This window comes from Cellulomonas sp. P4_A2, assembly GCF_056402515.1.
In genome coordinates, this window is record NZ_JBFUHG010000007.1 from 17,318 (window position 1) to 30,689 (window position 13,372).

A 13,372-nucleotide genomic window follows, 5' to 3' on the forward strand; every position below is an offset into this window, starting at 1 on the left:
GGAGCCCTCTGGTGAGAGCCCCGGCCCATGGCCAGCAGGCAGCGTGCGTGTGCGGTTGTCGGGCGGCGAGCGATGCCGAGTCAGGTTGTCGGCCCGGTGTCGCCGAGCATCGCCAGGAGGCGCGGCACCGGGACGACGACACGGCGGCCGAGCCGGATCGTGGGCAGGTCACCGGTGCGGGCCATGCTGTATGCGAGATCGCGGGAGACGCCGAGGACACGGGCCGCGCAGGGGCGGCTGGGGTGCCAGACGTCGATGGTCGAGAGGTTGCGGAGGTCCGCGAGCCCGTCCGATCGGGCGGGGTCGCGTCCTGCGATGGTCGTCGTCATGCGCACACTGTCGTCCGCCTCAGCCGCAGTTGCAAGACTGGTAAACTGCGGTTTGTGAGACCAATACACCGCAACTGGTCGGCCGTTCCGTGGTGGCGCCGGGAGTACGTGCCCGACCCCAAAGGCGGCCCCGGCCGCACCCGCCGCCACCCCGGTGCCGAGGTGCACGACCCGGATCGCCGGGTGACCTACCGGGTGTCCGTCGGCGTTCGCGACGGGCGCGCGGTTGTCCGGACGCTGGAGATCGAGCCGGACGACGACACCACACCGGTCGACGTCGCGATGCTGCGAGTGCCGGTCGATGCGCTCGCGCGGTTCGTCCAGGTGTTCCTCGCCGAGCACGAGAGCGCGGGCGGCGGATTCTTCATGGTCCGCCCCGGCGGCATCTCGCTCCCAGACGACGTGCCGACCCCTGAGGAGATCGCGGCCTTGCGCTCGCGGGGGGTGTCCCGCGAGGACATCGCCAAGCAATACAGCCGCAGTCTGTCGACCGTTGACGACTGGATCGGCCGCGCGTACCGCGAGGTGCCCGACCTCATGCCGCCCCGACGGCGTGGCCCACGCCCCAAGACTTCCGAGCCGACCACCGGCCCGGACCAGCCCGACGGACCGACCGCCGGGCACGACACCGAAGGAGCACAACCATGAGCACCACGACACGCGACCCGGGGCAGACGGCCCCGCCGCCCGTGCTGACCGACGAACAGTGCGCGAGGGTCGCGGCGCTGCTCACCCTGGCGACGACCCAGCCGACCGCGCCCGCGCCGAGTGCCGAGGTGACCGCGTGAGCACCGGCAACCGGCAGCGGCTGCCCGAGAACGCCGACGGCGTGTGTGCGGCCTGTAGCACGCGGCGCGGCAACCAACGGCGCGACTGGCACCGGATCACCGAGCGGGCCGCCGACGGCGCCGAGCGCGTCGTGGGCTGGACGTGCCCCCAGTGCCCGCAGTGGTCCGAGCCGATCCGGCGCCTCGGCGCCGACCGATTCCGGGTCGTCGTGGACGCCACCGCGCCCAAGGCGGCGCGGCGCAGGCAGGTGACGCGCACGCTGCCGACGCTGGAGGCCGCGCGCGCGTTCGTCGAGCAGGTCCGGGCCGAGGTCGCCGACGCGGGCGGCCTGCGGGGGCCGGAGACCATCGCGGCGCTGTGCGACCGCTGGCTGGAGTCGCGCAGCGACGTGCGGCCGGTCACTGTCGAGGGCTATCGCAACGCGCTGGCGCCCGTCCTGCGGCACCTTGGCGCCCGTGACGTCCGTGAGGTCACAGTGCGCGACATCGAGAGCCTGGCGGCGTGGATGGGCCGTGAGGGTGGCAAGCGTGGGCAGGCGCTCGGGCCGCGGTCGGTGCGGGCGGCGCTCGTCGCGCTGGCGCAGGCGCTCGACGTGGCGACGTATGAGGGCGTCGTCCCGCGCAACGTGGTGCGCCTCGCCCGTCGTCCACGGCAGCGGGCGCTGGTCGGGCGCGACCTAGAGCACTGGCAAGCCGCGGAACTGCTCACGTTCCGCGACACAGCCGACACCGACGCCCTGGCGGCGGCGTGGCGTCTCACGCTGTGCGGCCTGACCCGGGCCGACGTCATGGGGCTGCGCTGGTCTGACGTCGACCTGGCTGCCGGTGTTGTCACGATCCGTCAGGGTCGCGTCGCGCTGGACGGCGGTGACCACGTGGACGAGCCCAAGAGTGCGCAGCGTCGGCGGGCCGTGCCGGTCGAGACGATCCACGCCGGGACCGTGGCGGCGCTCCGCTCGCTGCGGGCTGCGCAGGCGGCCGACCGGCTGCGGGCGGGTGGCGCGTGGACGGACAGCGGCCTGGCGGTCGTGGACGCCCTCGGGCTCGGGCTGCGGCCAGAGGTCTACTCCGACCGCTTCCGGCGGCTCGCCCGCGCGGCAGGCGTGCCGCCGATCCGGCTGCACAGCGTCCGGCACTCGCTGGCGTTCTGGCTGCACTCGCTCGGCGTCCCGCCCGCGGACGCTGCGGCCTTGCTCGGGCACACGGTGGAGGTCCATCTGGCGACGTACCTGCCCGAGTCGGGTGCGACCGGAATCGCCGCAGCAGCGGCTGCGCTCGGCAGGGCCACGACAGCAGCGAGCACCATCGCGCAGTGACTGTGTAGGCGTCGGTGGGGGTCTAGCCGCGCGACGCCATTTGTGAGAGCCGCTGTGAGAAGCAACGAGAGAGGGCCGTACCGGGGTCTAGTCCGGTACGGCCCTCTCGTCATGTTTCCGCAGGTCGGGAGCGGTGTCCCGCCTCTGCGAATCTGTCGGGCTGACAGGATTTGAACCTGCGACCCCTTGACCCCCAGTCAAGTGCGCTACCAAGCTGCGCTACAGCCCGTTGGCCCCCGCAGGAGCCTCGGAAACTCTACCTCAGAGTCAGGGGCGTCCCTGCACGCAATCGGCCGATCAGCGCTTGCGCTTCTCGCGGACGCGCACCGAGATCGAGATCGGCGTGCCCTCGAAGCCGAACGTCTCGCGCAGGCGACGCTCGATGTACCGGCGGTAGCCGGGGTCGAGGAAGCCCGTCGCGAAGATCACGAAGCGCGGCGGGCGGGTGGATGCCTGGGTGGCGAACAGGATGCGGGGCTGCTTGCCGCCGCGCAGCGGGTGCGGGTGCGACGCGACGAGCTCGCCGAGGAACGCGTTCAGGCGGCCCGTCGAGATGCGGGTGTCCCAGGACGCCAGGGACTTCTCCAGGGCGGGGACCAGGCGGTCGGTGTGCCAGCCGGTCATCGCGGAGATGTTCACGCGCGGGGCCCAGGTCACCTGGACCAGGTCCTGCTCGATCTCGCGCTCGAGGAACGGACGACGGTCCTCGTCCATGAGGTCCCACTTGTTGTAGGCGATGACCAGGGCGCGGCCGGCCTCGATGACCTGCGAGATCACGCGCGTGTCCTGCTCGGTCATCTTCACGGACGCGTCGACCAGGACGACGGCGACCTCGGCCTTCTCGATCGCGGCCTGGGTGCGCAGCGAGGCGTAGAAGTCGGCACCGGAGGTCTGGTGCACGCGGCGCCGGATGCCGGCGGTGTCGACGAACACCCAGGGCTTGCCCTTGAGCGCGACGAGCTCGTCGACGGGGTCCCGCGTGGTGCCGGCGACGGAGTCGACGACGACGCGCTCGGAGCCGAGCACCTTGTTGAGCAGCGACGACTTGCCGACGTTCGGGCGGCCGATCAGGGCCACGCGGCGCGGGCCGTCGGGGATCGGGGTGCCGTGCGCGGAGACCTCGGGCAGCACGTCGATCGCAGCGTCGAGCAGGTCGCCGGTGCCGCGGCCGTGCAGGGCGGAGACCGGGAACGGCTCCCCCAGGCCCAAGGACCAGAGGTTCGCGGCGTCGGCCTCGCCCGCGGGACCGTCGACCTTGTTGGCGCAGAGCACGACGGGCTTGCCCGAGCGGCGGAGCAGCCGCACGACCTGGGTGTCGGTCTCGGTCACGCCGACGGTCGCGTCGACGACGAAGATCACGGCGTCGGCCAGCGAGATCGCGACCTCGGCCTGCTGGGCGACCCGCGCCTCGATGCCGGCGACGTCGACCTCCCAGCCACCGGTGTCGACGAGCGTGAACCGGCGTCCCGACCAGTCGGCGGGGTAGCTCACGCGGTCGCGGGTGACGCCCGGCTTGTCCTCGACGACGGCCTCGCGGCGGCCGAGGATGCGGTTGACGAGGGTCGACTTGCCGACGTTCGGGCGGCCGACGACGGCCAGCACCGGGTAGACGACGACGCGCTCGTCGGCGCCGTCCCCGTCGCCGTCGGAGTGCAGGAGGGCAAGGTCCTCGTCCTCGAGCTCGTACTCGGTCAGGCCGGCGCGCAGAGCCTGCTCGCGTTGGGCGTCGCCTTCTTCGTCGGGCAGCACCAGGGCAGGATCAGTCTCGGTCATGCGCCCATTGTCCCAGGTGCTGGCACCGCGGGACGACCCCGGCGCTCACGGGGTCCAGATCACGAGCTCGACGTCCACCGTGCGCTCCACGAACCGGCCCTCCGGCGAGGCTCGTCCGAGCAGCGCGCGCAGGTCGGACTCGAACGCCGCCAGCCGGTCCTCGAACAGGTGCGGGGCCGAGCTGGACAGGGAGAGCACGGCCGCGACGACCTCGTCGGTGGACCGCTCCACGAGATCTCCGCGCGCGATCTCGATGCGTCGCGGCCCCCGGTAGCCGGCCGCTCTCATCACGTCCTCCTCGCCACCGGCCGTGCCGTCCGGCAGCACCGACGTGCCCGCGCGGCGCACCGGGCCGAGATAGCGGACGACGAGCTCGTCGACGAGGTCCCAGGGCGGCGCACCGGCGGTACCGGGCACGCCGCGGTGGGTCATCGCTCTCACGTGCACCCACGCCCCCGCCGGATCGAGCAGCCCGCGGACCTTCTGCGCGACCAGCGGGCGATCCATCCAGTGGAAGGACTGCGCGAAGGCCGCCACCCGGAAGGTGCCGAGCTCGGCGGACAGGTCCTCAGCCCGCAGGTGACGCCACTGCACGTTCGTGACGCCCGCGCGCGACGCCGCGGCGTCAGCCTCGTGCAGCATGTCGCGGTCCGCGTCGACGCCGACCGCCTGCTCGACCAGCGGTGCGAGCAGCAGCGTGAGCGAGCCCGGCCCGCAGCCCACGTCGAGGAGCCGACCGGACCCGTCGAGCCCGAGCGCGTCGCGGACGACGTCGGCGAGCTGCGGTGGGTAGGCCATCCGCCCGACGCCGTAGTGGCGGGCGCTCCCGGCGTACAGGGAGTCGTCCATGCCGGGCACCCTACTCGGGCGTGCCGCTCCGCTCGCGCTGAGGGTCGTCGGTGGGCAGCGGGATGCCCGAGCGCGCCACGGCCGCCGCGACGACCTCCGCCAGCGCGATCCGGATCGCCTCGTTCGCCGCCTCGATGGCGACCTTGCCGGACATGCCAGGGGCGCGCTCGATGACCAGCGGCTCGCCGAACTCGATCGCGAGGCGTCGTCGCAAACCCGGGACCTTGTTCACGGATTCCCCCGTCCGTCGCGTCCCGAGCACCGCGACCGGCACGACCGGTGCGTGCCCGTTCAGCGCGAGCCACGCGATGCCGGCCCGCGCGCTCGTCGCGTCACCGCGGCCGCGGTTGCCCTCGGGAAAGACGCCCACGAGTCCGCCGCGCTTCAGCACGCCCAGCGCCTCCGTCAGGGCGGTCCGGCCACCCTCGCGGTCCACGGGGATCTGGCCGGCGGCGTGCAGGATCCACCCGATCGGTCCCCAGAACATCTCTTCCTTGACGAGCACGTGAGACGGCCGCGGCGCGACTCCGTGCAGCAGCGGGCCGTCGAGGATGCCGGTGTGGTTCGCGGCCATGAGCACGGGCCCGGTCGTGGGCACGTTCGAGGCACCCGTGACCGTCGTGTTCCAGACGACGCGCGCGAGGAACCTGCCGATCCACCGGGACCAGCGCGGCCCCCACACCGACGGGGCGCTCACGGCCGAGGGCCGACTTCGGTCTCGACGACCTCCAGCACCGCCTGCACCGTCTCCTCGAAGTTCAGGTGCGACGAGTCGACCGTCACCACGCCGTCGGCGGCGACGTGGAACTGCACGACCGTCGAGTCGTCGCGATCGCGGCGCAGCACCTGGTCCTTGGTGGCCTCGACCGCCGCGGCGTCGGCCGTGCCGTGGACGTCGCGAGCGCGGCGGGCCAGCCGGGCCTCCTCGCTCGCGGTCAGCAGCACCCGCACGTCGGCGTCGGGCGCGATCACGGTGGTGATGTCGCGACCTTCCGCGACGATCCCCCGCCCCTGCGAGAACGAGTCGGGCTCCTTCGAGGCCGCGATGGCGTCGCGCTGCAGCCGGGCCAGGAGCGCGCGCACCTCGAGGTTCGTCGCGATCGCGCTGACGACGGCGGTGATCTCGGTCGTCCGGATCGCCTCGTGGACGTCGATGCCGCCCACGTGCACCGTCGGGTGCGCGGGGTCCAGGCCCATGACCAGAGGGAACCCGTCCACCGCGGCGGCGACCGCGGCGTGGTCCGTCAGGTCCAGCCCCTGCTCCACGCACCACCAGGTGGCCGCGCGGTACATCGCGCCGGTGTCCAGGTAGGCCAGCTCGAGGGCGCTCGCCACGGCCCGGGACACGCTGGACTTGCCGGAACCCGAGGGCCCGTCGATCGCCACGACAACGGTCGTGCTCAACTCACCAGTCTCCAACCGCGGGCCGTGAGCTCCGCCTCCAGGTGCTCGACGCTGCCGGGCAGCACCGAGATCTCCGCCATGCCGACCGGTCGTCCGGCCGCGTGCTCGAGGTGCAGGTCCTCGAGGTTGACCCCTGCAACGCCCACGTCGGTGAGCAGCCGTGCCAGCTCGCCCGGCGCGTCCGGCACGAGGACGGAGACCACCGCGTACGTGCGCTGCGCACCACCGTGCTTGCCGGGGATCCGTGCGACGCCGGCGTTGCCCTCGCTGATGGCCCGCGCGATCGCGGAGAGCGCTCCGAGCTCGACAGTCTCGGGTCCGTCCGCCTTCGCGGCGTGCGAGAGGGCGTCGATCACGGCGTCGAGGTCCGTGCGCAGCCCGACGAGAACCTCGTGCACCGCGGCCGCGTTCGCCGCCAGGATCGAGGTCCACAGCGCGGGGTCCGAGGCGGCGAGGCGCGTGACGTCCCGCAGGCCCTGCCCGGCCAGGCCGAGCGCCTCGTCGTCCGCGTCGCGCAGGCGTGCGGCCACCAGGCTCGCGGCGACCTGCGGCACGTGCGAGACGGCCGCGACGGCGGCGTCGTGGGCGTCCGCGTCCATCGCCACCGGCACCGCGCCGAGGTCGACGGCGAGCGAGCGGACCGCCAGCACGGCGTCGGGTCGCGACGAACCCGAGTCGGCGATCACCCACGGTCGTCCGAGGAACAGGTCGGGCACCGCGGCGCTCGGCCCGGACCGCTCACGGCCGGCCATCGGGTGCGAGCCGACGTACCGGGTCAGGTCGGCCCCGGCGGCGCGCAGCTCGGCGAGCACGTAGCCCTTCACGCTGGCGACGTCGGTCACGACCGCGTCGGGGTACGCCTCGAGCTCGGCGCGCACCACGTCGGCGGTGACGTCCGGCGGGGCGGCGACGACGATGATCGCGGGCGGCAGGTCGCCGGCCGACGCGGGGCGTCCCGCACCGACGTCGCGGGCGAGCGCCAGCGCCGTGCGGGACGGGTCGTGCAGGACGACGTCGACGCCCTGGGTGGTCAGGGCGAGCCCGACCGACGTGCCGAGCAGCCCGGTGCCGACGATGCGCACCGGCCCACGGGTCGCCAGGGTCACATGCCCACCCGAACCATCAGGGAGCCCACCTCGGTCTTCGACAGGACGCGCGTGCGGCCGGTCTTCAGGTCGCCGAGCCGGATCGGGCCGATCTGCGTGCGGACCAGGCCGGTGACCGGGTACCCGGCCTCCTCGAAGATGCGCCGGACGATGCGGTTGCGCCCCTCGTGCAGCTCGACCTCGACCAGGCTGGCCTGCGGGGTCGTCTGCACGATCTGGAACTTGTCCAGCTTGGCCGGCCCGTCCTCGAGCTCGATGCCCTTGAGCAGGCGGCCGCCCAGGGAGTTGGTGACGCGACCCTCGAGCTGGACCAGGTAGACCTTGGGGACCGCGTGGGCCGGGTGCGCCAGCCGGTTGGCCAGCTCGCCGTCATTGGTCAGCAGGATCAGGCCCTCGGTCTCGGCGTCGAGCCGACCGACGTGGAACAGGCGCTCGGTGCGGTCCTGGACGTACTGGCCGATCGACGGGCGGCCCTCCGGGTCGTGCATCGTCGAGACGACGCCCTTGGGCTTGTTCAGCGCGATCGTGACGATCGAGGTGTCCAGCTGCACGCGCAGGCCGTCGACGTGGATCACGGCGCTCAGCGGGTCGACTCGCACGCCGAGCTCGCGGACGACGTTGTTGTCGACGGTCACACGACCGGCCGAGATGAGGTCCTCGCAGGCGCGGCGCGAGCCGAGGCCGGCCGCGGCGAGCACCTTCTGCAGGCGCACGCCGTCGGGGTCGTGGACGTCGATCGTGACCTCGGGGACGCGCTGGCGCGGCGGTCGTGCCGGGGTGCGGGACCGGCTGGCGCCGGCCGGAGCGCTGCTGCGCGGGTAGCCCGACTTCGCGCGCGGAGCACCACCGCGCGACGAGCTCGGAGCACCACCGCGCGACGAGCCACCGGTGCTCGCCCCACCACGCGACGAACCTCCGGTCCCGGCCGCGCCCCGCGAGGCGCCGCCGCTGGTAGAACCGCGCGACGAGCCGCCGCCCGACCCACCGCTGCTGCGGTAGCCGTCGCCGCCGCCCGTGCTCCCCCGGTAGCCCTCGCCGCCGCCCGAGCCGCGGTAGCCGCCGGAGCTTCCGCCGCGCGAGCCGCCGCCGCTGCTGCCGGAGCCGGAGCTGCGCGAGCCGCCGGAGCTGGGCTTCGAGCCGCCGCTGCGGCTCGCGCCCGACCCGCCGCTGCGGCCCTGACCAGAGCTCGAGCCTCCGGACCGTCCGCCGGTCGACCCGGTACCTCCCGAGCGTGGTGCCTGCGGGGTCATCATCTGTCTCCGATCGCCTGGTCGACGCCGTCGAAGGCGTCGATGTCCGGCAGGTAGGGCGCGAGCGGAGGCATCTCGTCCAGGCTGGACAGCCCCATCCGCTCCAAGAAGTATCCCGTGGTCGAGTACAGGACCGCACCGCTCGACGGGTCGGTGCCGACCTCGGCCACCAGCCCGCGGGTGGTGAGGGTGCGCACGACGCCGTCGACGTTCACGCCACGCACCGCCGAGACCTGCCCGCGCGTGACGGGCTGTCGGTACGCGATCACCGCGAGGGTCTCCAGCGCGGCCTGCGTGAGCCGCGCGGTCTGGCCGTCGAGCACGAACCGGCCGACCACGTCCGCGTAGACCGGTGCCGAGTAGATCCGCCACCCGTCGCCGGCCCGCCGCACCTCGAAGCCACGGGGACGGCCACCGTGCTCGCCGCGGTACTCGGCGGCGAGCGTCTGGAGCAGCTGCTCGACGCGGTCCGTCGGGAGCGCGAGGACGGTGGCGAGGCGGATGGCCGGGATCGGCTCGTCGGCCACCATGAGGACGGCCTCGAGGGCGGACAGGGCGCCGCCGGGCAGGTCGTCGACGTCGAAGGCGAGCTCGTCGGCGGCAGCGGCGTCGACCCCGGGGTCTGCAGCGGCCACGACGGCCTCGTCGGTGGTCGGCTCTGTCATGCGTCCTCCTGCGGCGCCTCGTCGGGCACGGTCTCGATGGTGGTGTCGAGCTGGTCGAAGTCGTCGGACACCTCGATGTCCCCCTCGGCCGAACCCGTCCAGCGCACGGTCAGCTCGCCCAGGGGCGTGACCTGGTCGAACGCGACGGCACCCTCACGGAACAACTCCAGCAGCGCGAGGAAGCGGGCCACGACGACGATCGTCGCGTCGGCATCCGCAGTCAGGGCACGGAACGACATCGCGCCGCCGTGCCGCAGCCGGTCGACGAGCACGGCGGCCTGCTCGCGCACGCTGACGGCCGGTGCGTGCAGGTGGCTGATGTCGACGCCGGGCGCGGCTGCCCGCGGCTGCTCCGCCTTCGCGGCGAGCGCGGCGAGCTCCTCGGGACCGATCTGCCAGACGAGCTCGGGCAGCAGGGCGGCGAGGTGCGGCTCGAGCGTCACCAGGCGCGGGAACCGGCGACCCTCGGTGGAGAACCGCTCGGCCAGGTCGGCTGCGACGAGCTTGTAGGCGCGGTACTGCAGCAGTCGGGCGAACAGCAGGTCGCGGGCCTCGAGGAGCTCGATGTCCTCCTGGTCCTCGACGTCGGCCGACGGCAGCAGGCGGGCCGCCTTGAGGTCGAGCAGCGTCGCGGCGATGACCAGGAACTCGCTCGCCTGGCCGAGGTCCCACTCCTTCTCGGCGGCGCGCAGGTACCCGATGAACTCGTCGGTGACCTGCGCGAGCGCGACCTCGGTGATGTCGAGCTTGTGCTTGGCGATCAGGCCCAGCAGCAGGTCGAACGGCCCGCTGAAGTTGCTCAGGTGGACGTTGAAGGCCTGGGTCCCCGCGGGCGACGTCGCCTCCGGCGACCCGTGTACAGCCTCGGAGAGCGGGGCCGCGCGCTCGTCAGGCGGCGTCGCCACGGGCGACGAGCTCACGTGCCAGCTGCCGGTAGGCCGCCGCACCGGAGTGCGTCGGGGCGTACGTGGTGATGGGCTCGGCGGCCACCGTCGCGTCGGGGAACTTCACCGTGCGGCTGATGACCGTGTGCAGGAGCGCGTCCCCGAACGCCTCGTGCACCCGCGCCACGACCTCGCGGGCGTGCAGCGTGCGGGGGTCGTACATCGTCGCCAGGATGCCGTCGAGCTCGAGACGAGGGTTGAGCCGGTCGCGGATCTTGTCGATCGTCTCGACCAGGAGCGCGACGCCGCGCAGCGCGAAGAACTCGCACTCGAGCGGGATGAGGACGCCGTGCGCGGCGGTCAGGGCGTTCACCGCGAGCAGGCCCAGCGACGGCTGGCAGTCGATGAAGATGACGTCGTAGTCGTCGAGGACCGGTCGCAGCGCACGCGCCAGCACCGTCTCCCGGGCCACCTCCCCCACCAGCTGCACCTCGGCGGCGGACAGGTCGATGTTCGCGGGCAGCAGGTCCAGGTTCGGCGTGGCGGTCTGCTGGATCAGCGTGTGGATGTCCGCGTCCCGCTCCATGAGCAGGTTGTAGACCGTGCGGTCCAGCTCGTGCGGGCTGACCCCCAGCCCGACCGACGCGGCGCCCTGCGGGTCGAAGTCGACGATCAGCACCTTGCGCCCGTACTCGGCCAGCGCGGCACCCAGGTTGATCGTGGTGGTCGTCTTGCCGACGCCACCCTTCTGGTTGCACAGGGCGATCACACGGGCGGGACCGTGCGAGGCGAGCGGAGCGGGGTCCGGGAACTCAGGCATCGGCCGCCCGACGGCGTCGAGCTGGGGGTCGGTCGTCTGCTGGCTCACCACGCCGCACAACCTACCGGAGCCGATGCCCCCGGCGCCGCGCGACAGACCGTGGGCGCCACAACGGTCATCGGGCGCGGGGGTGGGACGCGGCGTACACCTCGCGCAACGTGTCCGGCGTCACCAGCGTGTAGATCTGCGTGGTCGTCACGGACGCGTGCCCGAGCAGCTCCTGGACCACCCGCACGTCCGCGCCGCCGGCCAGCAGGTGCGTCGCGAACGAGTGCCGCAGCGTGTGCGGGGACACGTGCTCCGCACCGGCGAGCCCGGCCCTCTCGGCGGCAGACCGCAGCACCGCCCAGGCGCTCTGCCGGCTCAGCCGCGCACCGCGCGTGTTCAGGAACAGCCCCGGCGACCCGCCCTTGCTGCCGGTCGCCAGCCCGGGCCGACCGCGGACCAGGTACGCGTCCACGGCCTCCAGCGCGAACGTGCCGACGGGCACGACCCGTTCCTTGCGGCCCTTGCCGAACAGCCGGACCGACGCGAACCCGGGCGTCCGGTCGAGGTCGTCGACATCGAGGCCGACAGCCTCCGATATGCGGGCGCCGGTGCCGTAGACGAGCTCGAGCAGCGCCCGGTCGCGCAGCGGGACCGGTCCGTCGCCCAGCCCGGCCGCGTCCAGCAGCCGCTCGACGTCGTCGACCGAGATCGCCTTGGGCAGGCGCTTGGGCTGCGCCGGCGGACGGACCGCGCTGGCGGCATCCGTGCCGGTCACGCCGTCCAGCAGCAGGAACCGGTGCCACCCCCGCACGGCCACGACCGACCGAGCAGCTGACGACGCCGACAACGCGGTCCGTCCATCGGTTCCCGTCCGGACGGCCAGGAGGTAGTCCTCGACGTCCCGCTCACGGATCAGCCCCGGCTCGTCGCAGCCGCGGGAGGCGAGGAACGCGACGTACCGGGAGAGGTCGCGCCGATAGGCGAGCAGCGTGTTGGTGGACAGGCCCCGCTCGACGGTGAGGTGGGCCAGATAGGTCTCGAGGGAGACCTCGATGGTCGTCACGGCGTCAGAGCGGCAGGAACACGTCCACTGCCAGCGCGATCGACAGCAGCGTGAGGTAGGTGATCGACGCGTGGAAGACGGTCATCGCCTTGAGCTTGCCGCGGGTGGGGTCCTCGGCGCGGCGCAGCAGGCTGATGTTGGTCCAGAGGAACCAGATGCCGAGCCCGGTCGCGACGACCCCGTAGACCCAGGTCATGCCCTGCACCGGCCAGATCAGCAGGGAGCAGGCGATCATCGCCAGCGTGTAGCCGATCATCTCCCGCGCGACCTTGGTGTCCTTGGCGACGACCGGGAGCATCGGGACGCCCGCGGCGGCGTAGTCCTTCTTGAACTTCATCGACAGCGGCCAGTAGTGCGGCGGCGTCCAGAAGAAGATGACGCCGAACAGCAGCACGGCCGTCCACGAGAGGCCACCGGTCACCGCGGACCAGCCGATCAGCACCGGCATGCACCCCGCGGCGCCGCCCCACACGATGTTCTGCGGGGTACGACGCTTGAGGATCATGGTGTAGCCGACGACGTAGATCAGGATCGCGGCCGCGGTCAGCCAGGCCGACGCGGGATTGACGACGAGCCACAGCCAGGCCAGCGAGAACACGCCGAGCGCGGTCCCGAAGATCAGCGCCGCCCGCGGGCTGACCTCGCCGGTGACCAGCGGACGCCGCTTGGTGCGGTTCATGATCTTGTCGATGTCGCGATCGAGGTAGCAGTTCAGCACGTTGGCCGACCCGGCAGCCGCGGCACCGCCGACGAGCGTCGCGAGCACGAGCCCGAGCCCCGGCCAGCCACCGGCCGCGAGGATCATCGTCGGGACGGTCGTGACCAGCAGCAGCTCGATCACGCGCGGCTTGGTCAGCGCGACGTACGGGCCGACGACACGGCGCACCCGGTTCGTCGGGACGGACGTGGTGACCGCCGGCGAGCCGTGCAGCGGGCCGACAGCGGCCTGGTCGTCCGACGCTCCGGCGTCTTCGACTGACAGAGGGCTGCTGAGGCGCACGCGCTGCGGTTTCCGTTCGTGTCCGGCGGGGGTTATGTCGCGCAGCCATGCTACGGCCTGCACCTGGCGCCGGTGCGACAGGCCCGCCCGATTCGTCGCGGACCACGTGTGAGATCGGTCGCTCGGGCGGGTACGTG

15 protein-coding genes and 1 tRNA gene are annotated in these 13,372 nt (G+C 73.0%); 3 read left to right on the top strand and 13 right to left on the bottom strand.

The window, feature by feature from the left end; all coding sequences use genetic code 11:
- Positions 1-80 precede the first annotated feature (80 nt).
- The gene (locus tag AC1DUE_RS08535) at positions 81-329 is read right to left on the bottom strand and encodes a helix-turn-helix domain-containing protein (RefSeq protein WP_477038981.1); all 249 of its coding nucleotides are present in this window, start codon (positions 327-329) and stop codon (positions 81-83) included.
- Positions 330-383: 54 nt separating this feature from the next.
- Between AC1DUE_RS08535 and AC1DUE_RS08540 the strand changes: the two genes are divergently transcribed.
- From AC1DUE_RS08540 to AC1DUE_RS08550, 3 genes are read left to right on the top strand one after another with little or no spacing between them, the layout of a single operon-like run.
- Positions 384-977, top strand: a complete 594-nt coding sequence (locus tag AC1DUE_RS08540) for a hypothetical protein (protein WP_477038982.1) — start codon at positions 384-386, stop codon at positions 975-977.
- Positions 974-1,117, top strand: a complete 144-nt coding sequence (locus AC1DUE_RS08545; protein ID WP_477038983.1) for a hypothetical protein — start codon at positions 974-976, stop codon at positions 1,115-1,117. Before AC1DUE_RS08540 ends, AC1DUE_RS08545 begins: the two co-directional genes overlap by 4 nt.
- Entirely contained in the window at positions 1,114-2,433 is a 1,320-nt protein-coding gene (locus AC1DUE_RS08550) for a tyrosine-type recombinase/integrase (protein WP_477038984.1), read from the top strand. The genes AC1DUE_RS08545 and AC1DUE_RS08550 overlap by 4 nt, the downstream gene beginning before the upstream one ends.
- A 155-nt stretch (positions 2,434-2,588) precedes the next feature.
- Here AC1DUE_RS08550 and AC1DUE_RS08555 read toward each other — a convergent pair.
- From AC1DUE_RS08555 to AC1DUE_RS08610, 12 genes are all read right to left on the bottom strand, one after another.
- Positions 2,589-2,662: transfer RNA gene (locus AC1DUE_RS08555), tRNA-Pro, on the bottom strand.
- A 68-nt stretch (positions 2,663-2,730) separates the two neighbouring features.
- A complete protein-coding gene (der, locus tag AC1DUE_RS08560) occupies positions 2,731-4,206 on the bottom strand; it encodes a ribosome biogenesis GTPase Der (protein ID WP_477038985.1) in 1,476 nt (491 codons plus the stop codon).
- A 45-nt stretch (positions 4,207-4,251) separates the two neighbouring features.
- A complete protein-coding gene (locus tag AC1DUE_RS08565) occupies positions 4,252-5,055 on the bottom strand; it encodes a class I SAM-dependent methyltransferase (protein ID WP_477038986.1) in 804 nt (267 codons plus the stop codon).
- Between the two features lie 10 nt (positions 5,056-5,065).
- Positions 5,066-5,752 (bottom strand): lysophospholipid acyltransferase family protein, encoded by a 687-nt coding sequence (locus AC1DUE_RS08570; protein ID WP_477038987.1) that lies wholly within the window; start codon positions 5,750-5,752, stop codon positions 5,066-5,068.
- Complete coding sequence (gene cmk, locus AC1DUE_RS08575) at positions 5,749-6,459, bottom strand: (d)CMP kinase (protein ID WP_477038988.1); 711 nt, start codon at positions 6,457-6,459, stop codon at positions 5,749-5,751. Before cmk ends, AC1DUE_RS08570 begins: the two co-directional genes overlap by 4 nt.
- Positions 6,456-7,565: a prephenate dehydrogenase gene (locus AC1DUE_RS08580; protein WP_477038989.1), complete on the bottom strand. Its 1,110-nt coding sequence runs from the start codon at positions 7,563-7,565 to the stop codon at positions 6,456-6,458. The genes cmk and AC1DUE_RS08580 overlap by 4 nt, the downstream gene beginning before the upstream one ends.
- Positions 7,562-8,818, bottom strand: a complete 1,257-nt coding sequence (locus AC1DUE_RS08585) for a pseudouridine synthase (protein WP_477038990.1) — start codon at positions 8,816-8,818, stop codon at positions 7,562-7,564. Before AC1DUE_RS08585 ends, AC1DUE_RS08580 begins: the two co-directional genes overlap by 4 nt.
- Positions 8,815-9,480, bottom strand: coding sequence for an SMC-Scp complex subunit ScpB (gene scpB / locus AC1DUE_RS08590; protein ID WP_477038991.1), 666 nt, complete (start codon positions 9,478-9,480; stop codon positions 8,815-8,817). The genes AC1DUE_RS08585 and scpB overlap by 4 nt, the downstream gene beginning before the upstream one ends.
- Positions 9,477-10,385, bottom strand: coding sequence for a segregation and condensation protein A (locus tag AC1DUE_RS08595; protein WP_477038992.1), 909 nt, complete (start codon positions 10,383-10,385; stop codon positions 9,477-9,479). Before AC1DUE_RS08595 ends, scpB begins: the two co-directional genes overlap by 4 nt.
- Positions 10,369-11,184 carry a ParA family protein gene (locus AC1DUE_RS08600; protein ID WP_477039270.1) on the bottom strand — a complete coding sequence of 272 codons (816 nt, stop codon included), beginning with the start codon at positions 11,182-11,184 and terminating at the stop codon, positions 10,369-10,371. Before AC1DUE_RS08600 ends, AC1DUE_RS08595 begins: the two co-directional genes overlap by 17 nt.
- A gap of 115 nt (positions 11,185-11,299) precedes the next feature.
- Complete coding sequence (locus AC1DUE_RS08605) at positions 11,300-12,235, bottom strand: site-specific tyrosine recombinase XerD (RefSeq protein WP_477038993.1); 936 nt, start codon at positions 12,233-12,235, stop codon at positions 11,300-11,302.
- 4 nt (positions 12,236-12,239) lie between these two features.
- Positions 12,240-13,166: a heme o synthase gene (locus AC1DUE_RS08610; protein WP_477039271.1), complete on the bottom strand. Its 927-nt coding sequence runs from the start codon at positions 13,164-13,166 to the stop codon at positions 12,240-12,242.
- Positions 13,167-13,372 lie beyond the last annotated feature (206 nt).

Bases quoted from the DNA above. Each gene is read 5' to 3' on its own strand.
- AC1DUE_RS08535 (WP_477038981.1), bottom strand. From the start codon at position 329: ATGACGACGACCATCGCAGGACGCGACCCCGCCCGATCGGACGGGCTC.
- AC1DUE_RS08545 (WP_477038983.1), top strand. From the start codon at position 974: ATGAGCACCACGACACGCGACCCGGGGCAGACGGCCCCGCCGCCCGTG.
- der (WP_477038985.1), bottom strand. From the start codon at position 4,206: ATGACCGAGACTGATCCTGCCCTGGTGCTGCCCGACGAAGAAGGCGAC.
- AC1DUE_RS08565 (WP_477038986.1), bottom strand. From the start codon at position 5,055: ATGGACGACTCCCTGTACGCCGGGAGCGCCCGCCACTACGGCGTCGGG.
- AC1DUE_RS08585 (WP_477038990.1), bottom strand. From the start codon at position 8,818: ATGATGACCCCGCAGGCACCACGCTCGGGAGGTACCGGGTCGACCGGC.
- scpB (WP_477038991.1), bottom strand. From the start codon at position 9,480: ATGACAGAGCCGACCACCGACGAGGCCGTCGTGGCCGCTGCAGACCCC.
- AC1DUE_RS08600 (WP_477039270.1), bottom strand. From the start codon at position 11,184: ATGCCTGAGTTCCCGGACCCCGCTCCGCTCGCCTCGCACGGTCCCGCC.